We start from the raw sequence: 19,085 nt of genomic DNA on the forward strand, positions 1-19,085 counted from the left end.
GCTCTTGCACCACCTCCACTCCTCTTGCTACACCACACCCAGCTCTTGCACTCCGGCACTGTACACATCAAAAAAAAGCGAGCCCGTCTACAATAGACGGGCTCACTTTGAATAGGCACGATTAATGGATCGTTTTTTTAAGTTCATATCCTAAATTTGAAAAAGCATCTGCTAGATTCTGAACGTAACCGACTTCTAATTCAAACAACCGATTGTTAATGTACGAGTGTTCAGCAAGGCTAACAGGTACGCCGGACAACATCACTTGGACACCCATTAGCTTTAATGCATTTACGATTCTCTCAAGTAAATTTATAAACGATTGATCGGTCCGATTCATTTGCGACAAGTCGATGGCGATGTATTGAACCTTTTCGCGGGCAACGTAAGTAAGTGTTTCTTCAATAATCATCAGTTCGCGCTTTTCATTAATGTTCCCTTGTAATGCTAATACGGCCAATTGATTTGACACAGGGATGATTGGTGCGCTAAGAAGTTTCATATCTTCATACGCTTCATCCAATTCAATCATATAACTTAGAACACCTGCGACCGTTTTCATAAACTCCACTTGTTCATTCGAGAAACTTTTTTTCACCGCGATCCATTACACATAATGTGCCAAAGGGTTGACCATTTTTACGAGTTAATGAAACACCAAGGAATGCTTTCACTTGAAACTGCTCAGTTACCGTTCGATCCTTCGTTTCAACATCAGTGAACAAATTAGAAACTGAGCGTACTTGATCAGGGTTCTCTAACACAAGTTTACAATTCGAGTCTTCATAATTTACGACGACATCTGAAGGGACAATTTCTTCTGTCTTGTTATGAGAATTAAGCACCGTCATCACATTGTCATCTCTTCTAGCGACATAAGCTGTGTTTACTCCGAGCTCATCGACAATTAACTCAAACAATTGATTGGAAACATCTACAAGTGATTCATGTGGATTTGGGATCATACTACAGTCGAACTCCTTAGAATAAGTTACACACAGTATAACACTTTATACTTCAACTGCCTTTTTAAACGATTTGTTTTTTTTCTTCATTCTTGAAAAATCATACCGAACTCTAGATCAAAATAAAGAAAGGCTAATGATCAACTTCCCACCACTAGCCTCTTTTTTTACCCTTGTGCATCAACATTCGACCTCTTTTGCTTATCCCAATACGACTTTTTCCATTGTGGTTTTATAATTCGGTAAAAACCTATTGTTAGTAATGGTAAGCCGAAGATGGCAATCATTGCGTAAGCCATGAACGTATAGCCGTAAGCAATGAGATCAATAATCCCAACTTGCGCGAGCAAAAAAGCTGACACGAGTGTTCCAACTGACACAATCGCGCGCTTTTTCCCAGAGAGTGGTGCCTTCCCAAACTCCTCGAATTGCTGGTCAACTCTCGTAATAAAAGCATGAATCATTCCAGTAGCCGTTTCGATCAATGTCCATCCGACGATAAAACCAAAGAGTATCATGACCCATAACCCATATCCATCAAGCATCACGAGCCACGGAACAGAAGAACCGAGTACCGCTTCATCTGGGTAGAATCCGAGCAATGCAAAATATGTGAGAAACCACGGGCTTGTCATTAAAAAACCTGCAAATAAACCAGAGACAACCGTTTCTTTCAGTGATTTCTGACGTTTTATTGTAAAGAGGGCTGCAGGATAAACGGCTAAATTGTACCCGACGTAAATAACCCCTGTCCACAACACCATCCAAATGCTAATTTCACCCGGGATAAAGCTCGTATCACCAGTCCGCAATACTTCAGCTGCGTTTTCCCACGTCGAGGAAATAACGAGAATGCTAAAGAATACGTAACCTACCATTAGCGAGATCGTTCCAATTGTTTTGAACTTCTCAATGAGGCGATCACCATAGAAGTTCAACCAACCGACGAGCACCATCATAATGACGATTCCAATCCAATTCGGAATTCCCATCGTCTGATTCAGAATTTCTCCTGTTGCTGATGCAACAATTGAAATGATTAATACGGCAAGTAAGAGATAGACGATATCAAACAAAAACCAAAAGGGTCCGATCAATTGCTTTAGAAGCGACCGATAATCAAAGACTTGGAATTTTCTTGCCATTTCAAATGTAAGTATGGCCATTACAGAAAACCCGATAAAAATCATGATGCCCGTAATCCAACCGAGTGCCCCAAATCCTGCACCGTACTGCACAATTTCTCGACCGGTTGCGTAACCGCCACCGATCAATACACTTTGAAGTAAGATGGCCGGTAAAAAAATAACGGCCAAATCCCCCATCCATAAATGAAGCTCTCTCTTTTTTTCTGAGCCAACGGGCTCTCCCCCTTATGATGTCTTACGTCCTGTTGTTAGTCTAGCTCAATGGTTGAACAATTCACCGTAAATTCTTCAAGTGCTTCTTCATTAATGTCATAACCAATTCCCGCTCCTGTCGGAACTTGAATAACCCCATTTTCAGCAACGACTTCTGGTGAAATGATGTCCTTATGCCAATAATTTGCTGAACTAGCTGTATCCCCAGGTAAAATAAATTGTGGCAACGTCGTCAATGCAATGTTGTGAGCACGCCCGATTCCTGACTCTAACATCCCCCGCACCAGACTGGAATATCTTGTTCTTTGCAGTAGTCATGAATTCGCTTCGCTTCAGTTAACCCGCCAACTCGACCAATTTTTATATTAATAATTTTGCAGCTTCCGAGTGCGATTGCCTTTTTCGCATCCGCTAAAGAGTGAATGCTTTCGTCTAAGCAAATCGGCGTTGTCATCGCTTCTTGCAGTAGACGATGATCAATAATATCATCGTGTTCAAGCGGCTGTTCAACCATCGTTAAGTTCAATTCATCCAGTTGTTTCAAATGATCCAGATCTTCAAGCGTGTATGCTGAGTTTGCATCTCCCATCATTTGAATGGTAGGAAATTGCTTCCTTACTTCACGAAGCACATCGATGTCCCAGCCTGGCTTGATTTTAATTTTTATTCGCTTATACCCTGCATCAACATGGGATTGGACCGTTTCAATTAAGTCCTCAACTGAATCTTTAATTCCGATACTCACGCCAACGTCGATTTGCTTCGCAACGCCTCCTAGCACTTCTGCTAACGGTTTATTTTGTTGCTTTGCATACAAGTCCCAAATGGCCCCTTCTACCGCTGACTTCGCCATGTTATTACGTCTAATAAACGCAAATCGCTCACTTACTTCTTCTGGATGAGTGATCGGTTTTTCTTGTAATGCTGGCACGAGAAATTTCTCGATCATATGAACGTTCGTATCAACGGTTTCTTCGTTGTACCACGGGCTTGCAAACGCAACCGACTCCCCGTAGCCAACCTTTCCATCGCCATCACGTACTTCTATAATTAGAAATTCACGATCCGTGAATGTTCCAAAGCTCGTCGTAAACGGAGCTTTTAAGGCCATGTTAAGTCGTCTAATTGTTACTTGTTTAAGATTCATTGTATCGCCTCTATTTCGTCAGTTTGTAGTAGGTCGTCTCGTTGTTAAGATCATTTTTAACACCGGTTGCAACGTAGCCCGCTTGAAACAATTCCACAAAGCGCTGTTGTGTTTCAAACCGCCACGCTTTTGCAAGTTCAAAGTTCTCTTCTTTAATTTGTTGGAAGTTACTCGGGACGGCGATGTAGTACGGTTCATTCGACTCTCGGTCAAAAGAGTTGTGCTTTTTTTTGGATGGCCGTTGTTATTCCGTAGCAGAAGATGAGTGTCGTTGATCACGACTTCTTCAACAGCCGTTGACTTCGTTAAATCCCACTCAATAATCATTCGATCTGTCGGAAGGCCTGTATTAAATTCATCTGCCATCTCACCATAATGATTGACCTTATAATAAGCACCGATTGCTCGTAGCTTTTGGATGTTTAAGTACGCATTTGGTGTTTCCAACGGGTCAAACGTCCACGTAATTTTTGATAGCCTCGATCCTTGGCAAGCTCGGCTTGTCTTTGCTTCATTAAGACGCCAATGCCACGCTTACGATAGTCCGGAAGAAAACCTAACATATGAGAACATAAGTACACGTCCCCTTCGACAAACCCTGGAAAGCTATACAAAAACCCAATCATTTTCTCATCATCATAAGCACCGAGAATAATCCCACCATTTTTAAGTACCGTGAACGTTTGATGGACTTGTAACGGCTCCATTTGCCAGACCGCTTCTTCTACGTCCATCATCTCTTCTAATTCTTCCATCGTCGTAAGTTCTCGGATGGTAATCATGCTTGTTCCTCCTAAATATCTACCGTAGTCATCGCTTCTGTTAGGATCTTAATTGCTGGCTCCATTTGTTTATGATCGAATGTCATATGAGGGTGATGTAACCCTGGAGATAAATCGCAACCAACTCCTAACATCGTCGCTTGTAATTCGGGATTTTTTTATCGTGTAAAAATGAAAATCATCGCCCCCCGTAGTCACAAGACGTGGCTTCAATGATTCTTGTCCAACAGTTGATACAATCGCTTCTGATAATGCTTGCTCCGCATGAGTAGAAATGACAGCTGCTGCGACATTTGCGCTCGTTGTTAATTCTATCTGTACGTTATGTAGCGTTTCAAGTGAAGATCTAAATCGTTCGATATGAGCGATCACTTCTTCCATTGTCTCATTCGTCTGTGCACGAACGTCGATTGAGAACGTTGCGCTTCCCGGAATTATGTTCGGGCTTTTCCCACCTGCATGGAACGTCGTTAACTTCGCTGAGTACGGGTGCATCGGATTAATCTGCATTGAATTTAGCTGATGAAACAAATCCATACCAACTTGAATGCTGTTTGCCGTCAAGTGTGGCCTCGCACCGTGAGCGTCTTCTCCACGAATCGTGCCGTTTATAAAACGAGCTGCTCCGTGCTGAATGGCTGGTGCGAACTCCCCTGCACGCAACTCTTGAATTGGTCTAAGGTGCATACCGAACAAGATATCTACGTCATCGACGACACCTCTCTCAATCAATGCTAATGCTCCTGTGCCTTTTTCTTCTGCTGGTTGGAAAATAAACCGGTACGTTCGATCAAGGGATTTTCGTTCAAGAAGCTCAAATAGCACCCCTAACACCATTGTCATATGAGCGTCGTGCCCACACGAATGATTTGGTCTCCACTCACCGTCAACTTCTTGATAAACCGCATCGATGTCAGCTCGCAGTGCGACAACGGGTCCGCCACTGCCTACATCGACAACAAGACCTGTAAGATCATCAAACGTCTTCACCTTAATGCCCGCTTCTTCAATAACTTTCTTCAAAAACGCTGTCGTATTTACTTCCTCATTACTCATTTCAGGATTTTGATGCAAATATTCAAACATCTCTTGCAGTCGAGTTTTACGTTGTTCACCCATGATCGTCACATACCCTTCTCAACTTTCACTTTTTTTCTGATAAAGATAATGTCTATCTTACCTCAATTATTAATTCTGGTAAATACAGTGCTATACTTTTGTTGAATAATAGTTTACTGGGCACACTTTTGATATGAATTCATAAGGAGGAAACATCGCAATGACTAAATTAATGGAAAACAAAGTTGGAATCGTTACTGCAGGAGGAAACGGCATCGGTCATGCAAGTGCACTTCTTTTCGCAAAAGAAGGAGCAACTGTCGTCGTTTCGGACATTAACGAAGAGATGGGGAAAGAAACGGTACAGTTAATTAAAGACGCCGGTGGCGAAGCAACTTTCTTCCCATGCAATGTGGCAAATGAAAAAGAAGTAATTCAACTCGTTCAGACGACGGTTGACACCTACGGAAGGCTAGATTTCGCTCATAACAATGCTGGTATTGGAGTGCCTCAAGCGAAAATTGTTGATTCAAAAGGCGAAGACTGGGACCGCGCGATGGACGTGACAGCAAAAGGCACGTATTACTCGATGAAACATGAGATTCCAGCGATGTTAAAGTCTGGAGGTGGCGCAATCGTAAACACCGCTTCTACTGCTGGTCTACTAGGCGTTGAAAACATGGGTGGCTATAGCGCGTCAAAATGGGCGGTCAATGGACTTACGAAATCAATTGCACTAGAGTACGGCAAACAAGGCATTCGAGTGAACTCCATCTGTCCGGGAATGACGATGACTGCAAGTGTCAAACAATGGGAAGAAGCGGCTCCCGAACAAGCCGAACATGTAAAGAACGCCATTCCACTTGGCAGAATTGGAGAAGCAGAAGACCAAGCTCAAGCAGCAGTCTGGCTCTGTTCAGACCGCGCTGCTTACATCACCGGCGTAAACTTAGCTGTTGACGGTGGACAAACTGCGCAATAAACAGACCAAAAAATCCCTTCTACGTAGAGCACAACTACGTTGGAGGGATTTATCATCTAACTTGAATCATGTAACGAGTCCGTTCAATTTATGATTGAAGCGGCTTAGCATTCGTCACAGTAATGGATCGTGGATAAAAAAACGATAAAAATCACAACGATCAGAAGCAAGTAAAGAATAAAAGACCAAAACGGCAAGGACATCCATAAATTCAATAGACCGTAAACGATTAACATGATGAGAGGGAAAAAGATCCACACCTTGTTGCGTTTGAGTGACTTCGCATCCAAAAATTGTAATTCATCACAATAAGGACAGTTCATTCCTAAATCCACATCAATGGCACTCGTTTTGACGATCGTTTGTTTAAGACGCCAACGCTTGTTGCACGATTCACAACGGGGCACACCGCTCACCACCTCTTTTTGTTGCCTCAAAACTTAGCGATTTGCTTTATGAATGATCTCTTCCACAACTTCAGATTTTGCATCCGCGTAATGTTGAACATGTCGCCATGTACGCGTTGATAATTCTTGCTTTTTCTCTTTATACTTTATGAAATCTTCTTCATTTGTCCGTAAATGATCACGAAAAGTGAGCATTCGTCCGGTTTCCTCACAACCCTCACTAAAGACATGAAGATTTACACCTTCGTCGTTTCGTTTTAACAGGCGATGTTCATACCAATCGGGTTCACGTATGACAAGTTTATAACCGATGGATTCGAGTGCCTGTACATAACGTGATTCATTCGCTGAGTCATGAACGACCAATAGGATATCAATAATCGGCTTGGCACTCATCCTTGGAATTGACGTTGAACCGACGTGTTCAAGCTGAACAACCACGCTCTGAAGCGCACGATAAATCTTCTCTTCTTCTGCTTGATACTGCGTGGACCATGTAGGGTCGTATTCATGTAACTCAATCGTGTTATTGTGAGGCTTCCGCTCACCAACTGTTACCGCTTGTAACTCCTCATCGCTTCTTACTTGGTCACTCATCACGAACCTACGATTTTATGTTTTACGTTTCGCATTCTTCATAGGTTTCGCGTCGAAATTAAATTCAACTTTTCCTTCTTTTAACGTCAGCCCTGCTCGGAATGATTTACCTGCCTTGCTTTTAAATCCCCTCAGCTGACTCGTGCTACCTTTTGTTAGTAATCGCTTGGCGCTCGCTTCACTTAATGTTTTCTTCGCAATCATTTTTGGTAATACGAACTTACACTTCGTTTCGCGATAGCCAGAACATCCGTACACACGACCTTTACTAATGACTGGTGAGCCACATAATGGACACGGTCCGATCCCTTCTGATTTCGCCTCTTGCATGAGTGATTCCTTTTTAAACTTCACTTCTTTTAATGACGCAGGGGCATTATGGATCAATTGATCGATGAATTGATGGATATTTGCGATGAACGTTGTGCCTTCTTTTTCTCCTTTTCCAATTTGTCGCAAGAACAACTCCCATTCCGCAGTCATATCAGCTTTACTTAATAAATTCCCCTCTACCGCCTGGCAAAGGATTTTTCCTTTTTCAGTAACGTTGACTCGGTTTTTTTGAAACGGTAATGTACGTGCGACTTTTAAGCGTTTCAATAATACTTGCTCGTGTCGCACCTGTACCGATCCCTGTTACTTCGTCGAGTATTGCTGTATTTTCTTCATCTTCAACATGCTTGCCCGCAGACTTCATTAACGGAATTAATTGACCCTCCGTGTACAGTGACGGTGGCTTTGTCTCGTCGGCTACGGTTTTCATGACTGTATCGACTCGTTCACCGACTTCCATCACTGGTAGAGATGGCTCTTCTTGTTTTTGTCGTGGTGAAAGTAACGCTTTCCAGCCCTTCTCACGATCAACTTTCCCCTTCGCATGTAAACGCAGTCCACATAGATCGACTTCAACGTTCGTTTCTTCAAATTTATAAAGCGGCGCGAACATCGCAAGTGTTGTAAGGACAACTTCTTTATAAATGTTCTGTTCTTCTGTTCGCAATGACGCAAGCCTTTTCTCTGTAGGAATCGTCTTTGTAGGAATAATTGCGTAGTGTTCCTGCACTTTCTGATTGTCCACATACCGCTTGCGCGGTTGAAGAAAAGCCGGTTCAAAGTTGACACCGACCGCATTCATGTACGCAGACAACTTCGACTTTAAGTACGAGAATTCAGCAGTCGTAATATGATTACTTTCCGTCCTTGGGTATGATAGTAACTTTTTCTCGTAAAGGCTTTGCATCACCTTAAGAACCTTAGACGGACTGTACTTCCATTTACGGTTAGCTGTTGCTTGAAGTGTCGCTAGGCTGTGTAACACAGGTGAGGGTAGTTGCTTGTCCTTTTTATTTAGTACAGCAATACTTCCTTCGTTCTCACGCTCAATGCCATGTTTTTCGTACAATGCCAACACTTCTTGTTTCGTCTTTAAGCGCTCTTTATACTTCGCTTTAAATGTTCCGTTTTTGGCAGTAACGTCCGCTGTAATTTCAAAATACGGTTCTGGCTTGAAGTTCTCAATCTCACGTTGACGTAAGTAAATTAAATACAACGTTGGCGTTTGTACACGCCCAACAGAAAACGTGTCATGAACACCTTGTTCTTGCAGTAACAGTGAGTACAAAGGGCTGGCATTCATTCCGACGAGCCAATCACCAATTTGACGAGCTTTCGCTTCTTCGTACAATGACACGTACTTTTCGCCAGGTTGCAAGTTTTTAAATCCTTCTCGAACGACGTCATTTTCTTGTGAATTGATCCACAACCGTTTAATCGGTACCGAGCGTTTCACAGCTGCTTTATCGATGATTAGCCGCGCAATGTTTTCCCCTTCTCGGTCTGGGTCGGTCGCAATGACAATCTCAGACGCCTTCTTTAACCATTGCTTTACGATTTGAAACTGCTCTTGCTTACTACGTGGTACTTGAAACTCTATTTTCTCTGGGCGAATCGGTAAGCTTGCTAAACTCCAACGCTTCCATTCTTTCTTGTAATAGCCTGGCAAACAAAGTTCAACGAGGTGACCGACTCCCCACGTTAAAATCGCTTCTCCTTTAAAAAAACGTTCATCTTCGATGATGATGTACCCTTTTTTTCTTAGTTGTCTTTGAAAATACCGCCGCATAACTTCGTGCTTGGTCTGGTTTCTCTGCCAAAATTACCGTCGTCAAACATATTCCTCCCTGACGTGACTCTATTGTTGTCATTATACTAGACAGCTAGACGTTGAAACATCTAAATTCAAAAACAAACGGTGGTAACTCATGGGTCACCACCGCATTAATGCTTTATGCAAAATTCATATACTGTGCAACCATTAAAAACACGACCGCTAGCAAGTACCAGACGAGTAGCAGTGGCCAAATGAACTTCACCCATTTGTCCCAGCCGACTTTAGCAATCGCCAAGGTTGCCATAAAATAACCTGACGTTGGGTACAAAATGTTAGCGAATCCATCTCCAAATTGAAAAGCTAACACCGCGGTCTGACGAGTAATGCCAACAAGATCTGAAAGGCCACTCATAATCGGCATCGTAATAACCGCTTGTCCACTACCTGACGGAACGAGGAAATTAAATCCACCTTGTACGATCATCATAAATACTGCAGTTAGCGCACCAGGCATTGCACTCACAACTTGACTCGTTCCATTTACAATTGTATCTAGAATCTGACCGTCTTCTAAAATGACGGACACTGCTCTCGCAAAGCCAATTACCATCGCCCCGAGCAAGATCGTCTTAAATCCATCATTAAACGTCTCAGCAATTTTACTTACGTTTAGACCAGTAATTAATCCAATCACGATACCAATCGTTAAGTACAATCCTCCAAGTTCACGGAAGTACCAACCCCATTGAATAAGTCCAAAAATCATCAGCAATATACCAGCGAACAATACAACGATTGCGACCATTTGTCGCTTCGTCGCTTTCACTTCAGTAATGTCATCACGACCGACAAACGTCTCATCGATGCCGTCACCGTATACGAGACTTTTTGTTTTATCTTGCTTAATTTTACGTGCATAACGACTTACGAAGATAATTCCAATTGTCGTAATGATAAGAAAAATGAGCGCACGATACTCATACCCAGAATATAAAGGCAACTCACTTACTTCATGGGCCACACCCACTGTCGCTGGCCCCGTAATCGCTGCTGTAAATCCTGCTACGGTACTTACTAAGACAGCTGCAAGTGCGGTTAATCGATCAAAGCCTAATCGAACCATAAGGGGGATGACGGCTGGTGCAAATACGATCGATAACTCTATTGCACTCGTAAATGTTGTTAAAAGCGCTAATGGAAACATTAATACGGCAATAATCATAACAGGTCGATCGTGGAACGTTCTCCCTAATTTACTAACCCCAATATCAACGAGTCCACTACGTTCTAAAACGGCAAACATTCCGCCAATCATAAGAACACCAAAGATAATTTCGCCAGCAGCAATCAATCCTGACGGAACAGCAAACATTAAATCAAAGAAAGATAAGTACGTTTTGTCTACTTCCGTAAACGTGCCGGGAATTAACACTTCTGTGCCGTTTTCATTTACTTCTCGGTCAAACTGACCTGACGGTACAATAAATGTTGCAACAAATGCCAATAGTAAAATCGTGAGTAAGATCACATAAATATGTGGGATCTTCAGTCTACCTTTTGACTTGTCTTCATTTTGCTCACTCATTGTCTCCTACCTCTTTTCTGTAAACGATCTTCTTGATGTTCCTGCGCTTTATTGCAACTTTCTAAAAAAACATAGTATTTACTATACCAGTAAATTGAGGTTGTTAACATACGACAAAAAGAACTACTCGTATCAATTTAACGAGTAGTTCTTTAGAATACCTATGCTCTTTGCGTTGCAATCCCATATAGTTCTAGTGTTTCACGAATTTCTTTTTGCAAAGCTTCTGTCGGTAAATCCATCGGCAATCTTAAGACGGGCTCAATTTTACCCATCATGCCAAGTGCCGCTTTTACTGGAGCTGGGTTTGTATCTTTGAATAGCACATCGTTTAACTGCATTAGCTCAAAGTGTAGATCTTGTGCACGCTTTAAATCCCCTTCTTGCCATGCATCGTGCATTTCTGCAACTTTACTTGGTAACACGTTTGCGGTTGCGCTAATTGATCCTGCTCCCCCAATCGCTAGCATTGGGTAACAGAGAAGCTCAATACCAGAGAAGAGTAGGAAATCACGTCCACACCTTTGCAATACACGATTCACATGTTCAAAGTCTTTGTTCGACTCTTTTGCACCGATGATATTCGGACAATCTTGCACAAGCCTTGCCATCGTATCAACTTCCATATTCACCGCGGTTCGTCCTGGAATGTTATAAATGATAATTGGAATGGAGACAGAATCGGCAACGGTCTTGAAATGTTTGTATAGCGCATGTTGATTCGGTTTATTGTAATACGGGACGATGACCATCGCTGCGTCTGCACCCATCTCTTCCGCTCGCCTCGTTAAATACATCGTTTCATCGTGGTTCGTCGAACAGTTCCTGGAGCAAATGGCACCCTGCATGAATCGTACGCATGGCATTCTCCATCACTTGGACTCGCTCCTCAATCGTAAGAGAGCTCGGTTCACCAGACGTGCCTGTGACAGAAATAGCATGTGTACCATTGTCGAGCTGGAATTCAATTAGTTCGGATTGTTTTTCGAAATCAATGTCATAGTTTTGCTTAAATGGTGTGACAACGGGAGTGATTGAACCTCTTAACCTTTGTTTAATGTCCGTATAATCCTTCATTTGATACGCCTCCTATGTCAGAAAAATTAAACTTTAAAGTGATTATATATATAATCATATATGATTTCAATGGCTTTTCGTCAGAAATGATTGAAATCATATATGATCTTCTATACAATTTAAGCTATGAAACGAGAAAAAAGCTCAAAGAGCACTCAAGCATATGAAGTTATGAAAATGAGAATTTTAGATGGAACGTATGCTCCAAAGGAACGAATTATCATCGATCAAATTGCAAAGGAAATTGGCTCAAGTCACATCCCTGTCAGAGAAGCAATACGTCGCCTCGAAGCTGATCAATTGATTGAATACCGAGCGAATGTGGGCGCTGTCGTTCAATCATTAAACGATGATGCGTACAAAGAAACATTAGAATTCCTCTCTGTACTTGAAGGCTATGCAACCGCAATGAGTGCTTCATCATTAACAAAAGAAGACCTCTCACAGCTTCATGACTTGAACAGTCAAATGAAAGAAGCATTGCACACGTTTGATTTGCAACGGTTTGGACAGTTGAACAAAGCCTTTCACTATGTCATTTATGATGCTTGTACGAATGAACTACTCGTCAAATCGATCAAAGATGCGTGGGACAAATTAGATACTGTGCGTACGCGAGGATTTCATTCCTTCCCGTTGCGCGCAAATGATTCTGTTCTTGAACATGATCAATTACTTGAAATGCTTGAACAAAAGCAACCCATTGATCGTATTGAGAAATTCGCACGACAACACAAACAAAATACGTTACGTGCTTCTAAACAAACGTAGAGAACCGCTCTACGTTTGTTTGGAAACGTCGAACACAAAGGAGCGGGTCACTTTGGTTAACGCATACGGTCGTATTCAAGGAACAGCTCAAGTTCAAAACCTTTGGCTTCAATCGTCTTCGTACACGGGAATTTTTGCTACAACGACTGCACCTTTTGATTGCCCTGTCGAAGGCTGTGTTTATGGAACAGCACTAAACTATCAAGGAGAGCTAACTAAACTCGGTCCGAAGCTCCACGAAAAACCTTACCTTGCCCCACCGAACGCACCGATCCTGTACATTAAACCAAAAAAATACATTCATCGCGCACGAAACACCAATACCGTTTCCAGAAGATTCGAACTACCTAGAAGTTGGTGCTGCACTTGGAGTTGTATTCAAAGAGCATGTTACAAATGTCTCTGTGGAAGAAGCGTGGGGTACAATTCTCGGATTTACAATCGTAAATGACTTATGTATTCCCCACGACAATATGCACCGCCCTGCTGTGAAATACAATGCTCGTGACGGCTATTGTCCAATCGGCCCATGGATTGTTGATCGTGACGATGCTCCAAATCCCGATCAAGTCGTCATTCGCGTCTATGTAAACGATGAGCTACAACAGACCGGTCATACGAAACAGCTTGTTCGTAACGTCCGCCAACTCATTTCAGATGTGAGCGCCTTTCTCTCATTCAATCCTGGGGATGTATTGCTCGTCGGCACGCCTGAAAATCGACCACTCATTCAACACGGCGACACGGTTTCAATTGAAATTGAAGGAATTGGGAAGTTGACGAATACGACTGTCTCTTTGAAGGAGGGTGTACGATGAAACGAGCTAGAGTCGTCGTTGACGGCGCCATTCATGAAGCTGTTAAACACGGAGAACAATTGCAATTACCTAGCGGTCGAATTGTGGCAACAAAAGAGGTTCAGTGGCTTCCCCCAGTCGTTCCAGGAACGGTTTTTGCACTTGGTCTAAATTACGCAGATCATGCCAAAGAACTTGCTTTTCAGGCACCTGAAGAACCTCTCGTTTTCCTAAAAGGACCAAATACGTTCATTGGACATCATGGGAAAACCGTGCGACCTGACGAAGCGGAACATATGCATTATGAATGTGAACTTGCCGTTATCATCGGCAAACAAGGAAAGAACATCCCCCGCTCAAAAGCGTATGATTATGTTGCTGGTTATACAATTGCAAATGATTACGCCATTCGTGATTACCTAGAAAATTATTATCGTCCGAATTTACGTGTGAAGAGTCGAGATACGTGTACACCAATTGGACCGTATCTCGTTGATGCGTCTGACATTCCAGATCCAATGAACTTAACACTCAAGACAACTGTTAACGGGACTGTGACACAAAGCGGTACGACCGAGGATATGGTCTTTTCAGTACCTGTATTAATCGAGTATCTGAGTAGTTTCATGACCTTAAACAAAAACGACATCATCCTCACTGGAACACCAGAAGGACTCGCAAAAGTATATGAAGGTGATCATGTAATCACAGAAATTGAAGGTCTCGGACAGTTGCACAATACGATTATAAGCGATCGTTTAGAAAGGTAAGGTGCTCATGCCACACTTTATCGTTGAGTATACGGATAACCTTAAAGAAACGGGTCAAATTCGCGAATTATTAATGAAAGTGAATAGCGTACTTCGAAACCGTTCAAATCTTTTCCCAATCGGGGGCATTCGCTGTCGAGCAATGATGGTTGAGGATTATGTGATTGCTGATGGTCTAGAAGACGATGCATTTGTGCATGCAACATTAAAGATTGGCAGTGGACGGACGAACGAAGAGAAAACCGCAGTTAGCGAAGCGATTTTCAAAGAATTAAGCGACCACTTTCAGCCGTTATTAGACACCCGTTACCTCGCCCTCTCTTTTGAACTACAAGAATTTACTGGTACAGGCACGTACAAGCTGAACAACATTCATACTCGATTTAACCGCCCAGACTGAACAACACGTTCAGTCTTTTTTTTATGGTTACATGTAGCAAATTCAATGCCACAATATTTAATTGACGACTCTCTCCTAAATGAAAACCCTTCTGGAACACTGGTTTACTACTATCTATATTCTTTTCGTATGTAACACGAAGTTTAATAATATTTAACCTATGATTATCCACATGCTATATTGAAAGCGTTTACAAGATATTGTAGGTAAAGGAGGCCATTTATGTCTACGCTACGAAATGATGTAAGTGAAGACGGAAACAAAGTCATCCAGAATATATCAACGATTCAACAGTATATAAACGGTGAATTTGTCAATTCATCAAGTCATCAAACGTTTACGAATTACAACCCTTATACGAACGAACCGATTAACGAAGTCGCTTCTGGAAATGATCGCGATATCGACATCGCTGTTGCTGCAGCAAAGAAAGCTTTCAACGGTGAATGGGGACGTTTATCGATTCAAAAACGAATGGTCTATTTAAATAAGATTGCCGACCTCATCGATGAGCATATTGAAGAAATTGCTCCCCTTGAATCCTATGACACTGGTTTACCATTAAAGCAAACGAAAAAAAATGGTCGCACGCGCGGCACAGAACTTTAGATTTTATGCAGAGATGGTGTCATCGAGGCTTGTCGGTGAAGTCTACCAAGTCGATGATGAGTTTCTAAATTATACGATTCATAAGCCCGTTGGTGTTGCTGGCTCATTACGCCTTGGAACGCGCCGTTCATGCTTGAGACGTGGAAGATCGCCCCTGCCCTTGCAACAGGCAATACCGTCGTATTAAAACCAGCAGAATGGTCACCACTTACTGCAAATCGTCTCGCTGAAATTATTCATAAAGCGGACCTTCCAAAAGGTGTCTTCAACGTCGTCCACGGCTACGGCGAAACTGCAGGTGCGGCACTCGTAAGGCACCCCGACGCCCCGCTCATTTCATTTACTGGTGAGACGAAGACGGGTGTAGAGATTCAAAAAAATGGTGCGGAAGCGATGAAACAATTCTCGATGGAGCTTGGCGGTAAGTCACCGATTATCGTTTTCGAAGATGCGGATCTAGACCGAGCACTCGATGCGTGTACGTGGGGTATCTTTTCCTTTAATGGTGAGCGTTGCACAGCTAATTCACGTCTATATATCCATGAATCTGTTGCAGAAGAATTTATCGAACGGCTCAAAACACGCGTTGATCACATTCAAGTTGGCGATCCACTAGATCTTAAAACCGAAGTCGGTCCACTCATTCACCGTGAACACTACAACAATGTGAAACAGTATTTGAAAATCGCCACAGAAGAAGGAGCAGAACTCTACCAGACGACGGTTCCTGATGAACTACGACAAGGATGTTACGTTCCCCCAACACTACTCTTAAATGTTGAGCAAGATATGCGTGTCGTTCAAGAAGAAATCTTCGGCCCTGTTCTTTCTGTCATGACTTTTCGTGATGAAGCCGATGTGATTGAGAAAGCAAATGCGGTTCGGTACGGCTTAGCCGGTTACGTCTGGACGAAAGATTTACAACGGGGGCACCGAGTTGCTCATGCCGTTGATGCTGGAATGCTTTGGGTGAATTCACAAAATGTTCGGGATTTACGCACCCCATTTGGTGGGTCCAAGCATAGTGGAATCGGCAGAGAAGGCGGACATTACGCTTTTGAATTTTATACTGAAGTTCAAATCATACACGTTGCCATGGGCGACCACCACATTCCGCAATTCGGAAAACCAACGACAAGGAGCTGAATCAAATGCCTGCCAAAACTGGAGCACAATATAAAGAACGATTAAAAAAAGCTCGCAACAACGTTTTTATCGATGGGGCACGCGTCGAAGATCCAACGACACATCCAGCGTTCAAGAATGTCATCCAATCGATGGCCAATTTATACGATCTCCAATATGACCAACAAGAGACACTTCTTTACACATCACCAACGTCCGGAACGCAAGTAGGCATGACATTCTTGCAGCCAACGTCGATCGATGACCTCATTCGCCGTCGTGAAGCAATTCAAGCTTGGGCGAAAACATCTGGAGGCATGATGGGACGCTCACCAGATTATTTGAATGCTGAAGTAATGGCAATGGGCATGAACAATGAGCTATTTAAAGAAGCGGACCCAATGTTTGCAGACAATGCCCGTGCTTATTATGAATACGCAAGAGAAAACGACATTAGCCTCACCCATACACTCATTCATCCCCAGGTGAATCGAGAAAAGGCGCAACACGAACAAAAAGATGCCAACATGGCCCTTCACCTCGTCGAAAAGAAATCTGACGGAATTGTCGTTGATGGCGTACGATTGCTCGCAACTCAAGGGGGAATCACAGATGAGATTCTCGTTTTCCCTTCAACGGTCAAACCAGCAGGCGAGTTGGATGATCCGTATTCACTCGCATTCGTCGTTCCAAACAATACCGAAGGGTTATCATTTATAAGCCGAGAATCGTTCGACCAAGACAAGTCGACGTACGACCATCCATTAAGCAGTCGCTTTGAAGAAGGTGACGCGATTGTTCATTTTGACAACGTGTTTGTTCCTTGGGAAAAAGTGTTTGTATGTGGCAATTCGTCCATTTGCAACCGTACGTTTAAAGAGACAAATGCAGTCGTTCATATGTCTCATCAAGTCGTTGCCAAAAATGTTATTAAAACCGAATTCCTTCTCGGAACAGTGTTAAACATTATGGACTCGATTGGCATTGATGGCTTCCAACACGTGAAAGATAAAGGGACCGAAATTATGCTCACACTTGAGACGATGAAGTCTCACTTGTACCGCTCTGAACAAAATGCAACACTCGATCGTTCAGGTACGATGACTCCCGACTTTGAGGCTTTAAACGCTGCGAGAAACTACTATCCAAGAGTGTACCCTCGTCTCGTAGAAATCCTACGTATTCTTGGGGCCTCTGGTTTAATGGGAATTCCAAGTGAAGCCGATTTCCAAAGCCCTGAAATCGGAATGATAGTGAATCGCGCACTCCAATCCAAAAACCTTCAAGGTTACGAGCGCGTGCAATTGTTCCGTCTCGCTTGGGATATGACATTAAGTGCATTCGGCAGTCGTCAGATGCATTATGAATATTACTTCTTTGGAGATCCAATAAAGATGGGCATGGCTTACTTCGATCAATATGACAAAGAACCTTACAAACAGTATGTTCAAGACTTTTTACAGCAAACGACCGCTGTGAAGCCTAACTTTTCTTAACGGGGAGTGATCTAATGATGAATCCAAACATTATCCGTGCGAGCCGTGCCGTGCTGCATGTCACAGACTTAGAGCAATCCTTTGCGTTTTACGATGCACTTGGATTTATCGAAACCGCTCGAGATGAAAACCACCTCTACTTGCGAGGACTTGAAGAACATAATCATCATAGCCTTTGTCTAAAAAAAAGGCACGGAGCCCTTGGTTGAAGCGATTAGTTACAAAGTAGAAGCTGAAAATGATTTAGAAACACTCGCAAAGCTTTTTAAAAAGCATAACCGAGACGTCCGTTGGCTGCAAAAGGGAGAGCAAACCGCGATGGGGCGCGCCCTTCGTGTGACTGATCCTAGTGGACTAACCGTTGAATTCTATCATGAAATGGAAACGGTCGATCGATTATTGCAGCGATATGACCTTTATAAAGGAGCAAAGGTGCAACGAATCGATCATTTCAATTGCATGGTCGAAGACGTAGAAGCGGCTCACAACTTCTACCTTCGTGAGCTCGGCTTCCGTTGTTCTGAATACACCGCAACTGAAAACGAGAACATTTGGGCTGCATGGTTACATCGTAAACCGAGTGTACACGACGTGGCGTTTATGAACGGATTAGGACCTAGACTTCATCACGTTGGTTACTGGTTGAAAGATCCGATGAGCCTCATTGATGCGTGTGACGTTCTTGCTTCGATCGGCTATGGTCCGAACATCGAACGTGGTCCTGGTCGTCACGGACTATCTAATGCCTTTTTCTTGTACTTGCGCGACCCTGATGGTCACCGAATTGAACTATATAACGGCGATTATTTAACGTCTGATCCTGACTTCAAACCGATTCGCTGGGACCTTGACGATCCAAGACGTGCAACGTTTTGGGGGCATGAAGCCCCGGATAGTTGGTTTGAAGAAGCGTCCCACTTCCTTACATTGCAAGGCGATCAAACAGTATCCCTTACGGAGCCTAAATTAGAAAAGAAGAAACCGACGTTTATCATCTAATCCAAACCCACCCACTTAGAAAGGAGCACTCGCTATGATGGACGAT

The 19,085-nt window shown here is 43.0% G+C and carries 17 protein-coding genes and 4 pseudogenes; 8 read left to right on the top strand and 13 right to left on the bottom strand.

Annotated elements, in window-relative coordinates; translation table 11 throughout:
• Positions 1-121: 121 nt before the first annotated feature.
• From JCM19055_RS24645 to JCM19055_RS18920, 7 genes and pseudogenes are all read right to left on the bottom strand, one after another.
• Positions 122-598, bottom strand: a complete 477-nt coding sequence (locus JCM19055_RS24645) for an STAS domain-containing protein (protein ID WP_265182364.1) — start codon at positions 596-598, stop codon at positions 122-124.
• Positions 576-965: a GAF domain-containing protein gene (locus JCM19055_RS24650; protein ID WP_052366543.1), complete on the bottom strand. Its 390-nt coding sequence runs from the start codon at positions 963-965 to the stop codon at positions 576-578. Before JCM19055_RS24650 ends, JCM19055_RS24645 begins: the two co-directional genes overlap by 23 nt.
• Before the next feature lie 167 nt (positions 966-1,132).
• Positions 1,133-2,290 (bottom strand): hypothetical protein, encoded by a 1,158-nt coding sequence (locus JCM19055_RS18905; protein ID WP_265182365.1) that lies wholly within the window; start codon positions 2,288-2,290, stop codon positions 1,133-1,135.
• Positions 2,291-2,361: 71 nt separating this feature from the next.
• A pseudogene (menC, locus tag JCM19055_RS18910) lies at positions 2,362-3,473 on the bottom strand (o-succinylbenzoate synthase).
• A gap of 18 nt (positions 3,474-3,491) precedes the next feature.
• Positions 3,492-3,920: a hypothetical protein gene (locus JCM19055_RS24655; RefSeq protein WP_052366544.1), complete on the bottom strand. Its 429-nt coding sequence runs from the start codon at positions 3,918-3,920 to the stop codon at positions 3,492-3,494.
• Entirely contained in the window at positions 3,896-4,255 is a 360-nt protein-coding gene (locus tag JCM19055_RS18915) for a GNAT family N-acetyltransferase (RefSeq protein ID WP_052366545.1), read from the bottom strand. Before JCM19055_RS18915 ends, JCM19055_RS24655 begins: the two co-directional genes overlap by 25 nt.
• 69 nt (positions 4,256-4,324) lie before the next feature.
• Positions 4,325-5,374: an amidohydrolase gene (locus tag JCM19055_RS18920; protein ID WP_370543229.1), complete on the bottom strand. Its 1,050-nt coding sequence runs from the start codon at positions 5,372-5,374 to the stop codon at positions 4,325-4,327.
• Positions 5,375-5,534: 160 nt separating this feature from the next.
• On the opposite strand from JCM19055_RS18920, the gene JCM19055_RS18925 reads away from it, so the two are divergent.
• A complete protein-coding gene (locus JCM19055_RS18925; protein WP_042360857.1) occupies positions 5,535-6,296 on the top strand; it encodes a glucose 1-dehydrogenase in 762 nt (253 codons plus the stop codon).
• A gap of 104 nt (positions 6,297-6,400) precedes the next feature.
• Here JCM19055_RS18925 and JCM19055_RS18930 read toward each other — a convergent pair whose 3' ends face one another.
• The 6 genes and pseudogenes from JCM19055_RS18930 to hpaI form a co-directional block, all read right to left on the bottom strand.
• A complete protein-coding gene (locus JCM19055_RS18930) occupies positions 6,401-6,703 on the bottom strand; it encodes a TIGR04104 family putative zinc finger protein (RefSeq protein ID WP_042360858.1) in 303 nt (100 codons plus the stop codon).
• Between the two features lie 33 nt (positions 6,704-6,736).
• On the bottom strand, positions 6,737-7,300 hold the full coding sequence (locus JCM19055_RS18935; RefSeq protein WP_042360859.1) for a GrpB family protein: 564 nt from the start codon (positions 7,298-7,300) through the stop codon (positions 6,737-6,739).
• Positions 7,301-7,315: 15 nt separating this feature from the next.
• Entirely contained in the window at positions 7,316-7,900 is a 585-nt protein-coding gene (locus tag JCM19055_RS30390; RefSeq protein ID WP_265182366.1) for a topoisomerase C-terminal repeat-containing protein, read from the bottom strand.
• Positions 7,839-9,422: a DNA topoisomerase gene (locus JCM19055_RS18940; protein WP_265182367.1), complete on the bottom strand. Its 1,584-nt coding sequence runs from the start codon at positions 9,420-9,422 to the stop codon at positions 7,839-7,841. Before JCM19055_RS18940 ends, JCM19055_RS30390 begins: the two co-directional genes overlap by 62 nt.
• 163 nt (positions 9,423-9,585) lie before the next feature.
• Positions 9,586-10,995 (bottom strand): YfcC family protein, encoded by a 1,410-nt coding sequence (locus JCM19055_RS18945; protein ID WP_042360860.1) that lies wholly within the window; start codon positions 10,993-10,995, stop codon positions 9,586-9,588.
• 161 nt (positions 10,996-11,156) lie between these two features.
• Positions 11,157-12,072, bottom strand: a pseudogene (hpaI, locus tag JCM19055_RS18950) (2,4-dihydroxyhept-2-ene-1,7-dioic acid aldolase).
• A 126-nt stretch (positions 12,073-12,198) separates the two neighbouring features.
• Between hpaI and JCM19055_RS18955 the strand changes: the two are divergent.
• The 7 genes and pseudogenes from JCM19055_RS18955 to hpaD all read left to right on the top strand — a co-directional run bounded on the left by JCM19055_RS18955 (position 12,199) and on the right by hpaD (position 19,039).
• The gene (locus JCM19055_RS18955; RefSeq protein WP_042360861.1) at positions 12,199-12,843 is read left to right on the top strand and encodes a GntR family transcriptional regulator; all 645 of its coding nucleotides are present in this window, start codon (positions 12,199-12,201) and stop codon (positions 12,841-12,843) included.
• Positions 12,844-13,094: 251 nt separating this feature from the next.
• On the top strand, positions 13,095-13,661 hold the full coding sequence (locus JCM19055_RS18960; protein ID WP_052366546.1) for a fumarylacetoacetate hydrolase family protein: 567 nt from the start codon (positions 13,095-13,097) through the stop codon (positions 13,659-13,661).
• Positions 13,658-14,410: a fumarylacetoacetate hydrolase family protein gene (locus JCM19055_RS18965; protein WP_042360862.1), complete on the top strand. Its 753-nt coding sequence runs from the start codon at positions 13,658-13,660 to the stop codon at positions 14,408-14,410. The genes JCM19055_RS18960 and JCM19055_RS18965 overlap by 4 nt, the downstream gene beginning before the upstream one ends.
• 7 nt (positions 14,411-14,417) lie before the next feature.
• Entirely contained in the window at positions 14,418-14,810 is a 393-nt protein-coding gene (locus JCM19055_RS18970; protein ID WP_042360863.1) for a 5-carboxymethyl-2-hydroxymuconate Delta-isomerase, read from the top strand.
• 222 nt (positions 14,811-15,032) lie between these two features.
• Positions 15,033-16,565 (top strand): annotated as a pseudogene (gene hpaE / locus JCM19055_RS18975) (5-carboxymethyl-2-hydroxymuconate semialdehyde dehydrogenase).
• Positions 16,566-16,570: 5 nt separating this feature from the next.
• A complete protein-coding gene (gene hpaB, locus JCM19055_RS18980) occupies positions 16,571-18,040 on the top strand; it encodes a 4-hydroxyphenylacetate 3-monooxygenase, oxygenase component (RefSeq protein WP_042360864.1) in 1,470 nt (489 codons plus the stop codon).
• A gap of 17 nt (positions 18,041-18,057) precedes the next feature.
• Positions 18,058-19,039, top strand: a pseudogene (hpaD, locus tag JCM19055_RS18985) (3,4-dihydroxyphenylacetate 2,3-dioxygenase).
• Positions 19,040-19,085: the final 46 nt, after the last annotated feature.

This window comes from Geomicrobium sp. JCM 19055 (assembly GCF_000698185.1).
GTDB classification, from domain to species: Bacteria; Bacillota; Bacilli; order Bacillales; family Marinococcaceae; genus Geomicrobium_A; species Geomicrobium_A sediminis.

Excerpts from the sequence above, each read along its gene's own strand:
- JCM19055_RS24650 (WP_052366543.1), bottom strand. The coding sequence starts at position 965 with ATGATCCCAAATCCACATGAATCACTTGTAGATGTTTCCAATCAATTG.
- JCM19055_RS18905 (WP_265182365.1), bottom strand. The coding sequence starts at position 2,290 with ATGGGGGATTTGGCCGTTATTTTTTTACCGGCCATCTTACTTCAAAGT.
- JCM19055_RS18915 (WP_052366545.1), bottom strand. The coding sequence starts at position 4,255 with ATGATTACCATCCGAGAACTTACGACGATGGAAGAATTAGAAGAGATG.
- JCM19055_RS18920 (WP_370543229.1), bottom strand. The coding sequence starts at position 5,374 with ATGGGTGAACAACGTAAAACTCGACTGCAAGAGATGTTTGAATATTTG.
- JCM19055_RS18925 (WP_042360857.1), top strand. The coding sequence starts at position 5,535 with ATGACTAAATTAATGGAAAACAAAGTTGGAATCGTTACTGCAGGAGGA.
- JCM19055_RS18935 (WP_042360859.1), bottom strand. The coding sequence starts at position 7,300 with ATGAGTGACCAAGTAAGAAGCGATGAGGAGTTACAAGCGGTAACAGTT.
- JCM19055_RS18940 (WP_265182367.1), bottom strand. The coding sequence starts at position 9,422 with ATGCGGCGGTATTTTCAAAGACAACTAAGAAAAAAAGGGTACATCATC.
- JCM19055_RS18945 (WP_042360860.1), bottom strand. The coding sequence starts at position 10,995 with ATGAGTGAGCAAAATGAAGACAAGTCAAAAGGTAGACTGAAGATCCCA.
- JCM19055_RS18955 (WP_042360861.1), top strand. The coding sequence starts at position 12,199 with ATGAAACGAGAAAAAAGCTCAAAGAGCACTCAAGCATATGAAGTTATG.
- JCM19055_RS18965 (WP_042360862.1), top strand. The coding sequence starts at position 13,658 with ATGAAACGAGCTAGAGTCGTCGTTGACGGCGCCATTCATGAAGCTGTT.
- JCM19055_RS18970 (WP_042360863.1), top strand. The coding sequence starts at position 14,418 with ATGCCACACTTTATCGTTGAGTATACGGATAACCTTAAAGAAACGGGT.
- hpaB (WP_042360864.1), top strand. The coding sequence starts at position 16,571 with ATGCCTGCCAAAACTGGAGCACAATATAAAGAACGATTAAAAAAAGCT.